The sequence below is a fragment of the Oleiphilus sp. HI0132 genome (assembly GCF_001635845.1).
Genome location: NZ_LWGJ01000162.1, coordinates 1 through 1534, shown reverse-complemented (window position 1 = coordinate 1534; position 1534 = coordinate 1). Strand labels below are relative to the sequence as shown.

Below are 1534 nucleotides of genomic sequence, written 5' to 3'. Positions count from 1 at the left end.
ATTAGCATTCTACTCACCAGCGGCATTGGCCTATTGGAACTCGATGCAAAATATATTGCAATCAAAGAAGCCAGCATACCATTGATCATTGCTATAGGTACGATTGTTTCACTAAAAACCAAGTACCCCTTGGTCAAAACATTTATTTATAACGACAAGATTCTGCAAATTGATAAGGTCGATGAAGCTCTCGACAAAAGTAATAACCAAGGCGCTTTTGAACGTGTCTTAAAAACAGCCACTTATATACTAGCGGGCTCTTTCATGCTTTCCGCTGCTCTAAACTATGCATTGGCAAAGTACATAGTCGTCAGCCCTTCGGGAACTGCCGAGTTCAATGACGAGCTTGGTACAATGAACCTGCTTAGCTACCCGGTTATTACAATACCCTGCGTCATCGTGATGATATACGCAATGCTCTACCTCTTTAAGCACATAAAACGATTAACGGGCTTGGATTTTGAAGACATCATCCATCAATAGCCTTAGAATGCTTTAATTAGTCTACGACCAAACATTGAAACAATAGAGAAACACATGTACTACGCAATTATCTCCCAGGATATCGAAAATAGTTTAGAAAAGCGCAAATCTGCAAGACCTGCTCATTTGGCAAGACTAGAAGAACTAAAACAACAAGGCCGCTTATTTGTTGCCGGCCCACACCCTGCGACTGACTCGGAAGATCCAGGTGAAGCAGGTTTTACAGGAAGTTTGGTAATAGCAGAGTTTGGTTCTTTAAACGAAGCCCAAGCATGGGCAGACCAAGACCCTTACGTTGCAGCCGGCGTTTATGAAAACGTTACGGTTAAACCATTTAAGAAAGTTCTACCTTAGTTAGAACACTTATCAAGCGACCTAAACCGGGGCTAACGCTACTGACTTTACGACTCGTTGTTTAAAACGGGCTTACTACGAAATACAGGATACAAATCGTGAAAACATCATTCCTTTCAAAGATCGCGGCCTCTATATGCTTACTCGCGTTGGCTATCAGCTCTGCATCAGCTGAAACTATGTACATAGACGACACCCTTTTAGTTCCCTTACGCAGCGGCGAAGGAGTCGGGTTTAGGATTGTCCACAAAGGACTTAAGAGCGGCACCAAGCTGGAAATTATTGAAAAGCTGAGCTCTGGCTACGCACACGTTAAAACGCCAAGCGGCATAGAAGGCTATCTGCCTTCTAGATATCTAACGGCGCAGCCTATTGCTAAAGTTAAGCTAGCCCAAGCTAATCAGGAGTTAGCTAAACTAAAAGCTAACTACGAAGAAACTCAAACTCAACTGGCCAACTTGAAAAAGAAGCACCAGAGTCTTAGCAAAGAACATACTCAAACCACTTCAGAGCTTAATGCTAATAGCAAAGAGCTAAAGAACATTAAGTCTATTTCGGCCAATGCCCTTAATCTAGATAAGCGAAATCGTGAGCTTAGAGAAAGTAATGAGCAGCTTAGAAACGAATTAGAACTGATCCAAACCGAGAATCTTAGATTAAAAGATAAGTCAGATTCTAACATGATGTTAATCGGGGG

At 42.0% G+C, this 1534-nt stretch carries 3 protein-coding genes; all 3 read left to right on the top strand.

Features of this window, described 5'->3' with window-relative positions; translation table 11 throughout:
• Window positions 1-483, top strand: a 483-nt coding sequence (locus A3766_RS30155; protein WP_068641564.1) for a VC0807 family protein, incomplete at its 5' end; no start/stop codon positions are given.
• A 54-nt stretch (window positions 484-537) separates the two neighbouring features.
• Complete coding sequence (locus A3766_RS02080) at window positions 538-837, top strand: YciI family protein (protein WP_068511593.1); 300 nt, start codon at window positions 538-540, stop codon at window positions 835-837.
• Between the two features lie 98 nt (window positions 838-935).
• Window positions 936-1534: TIGR04211 family SH3 domain-containing protein (locus A3766_RS02075; protein ID WP_068641562.1), on the top strand; the 599-nt coding region annotated here is incomplete at its 3' end.

Coding starts and splice junctions, on each gene's coding strand:
- A3766_RS02080 (WP_068511593.1), top strand. CDS start 538: ATGTACTACGCAATTATCTCCCAGGATATCGAAAATAGTTTAGAAAAG.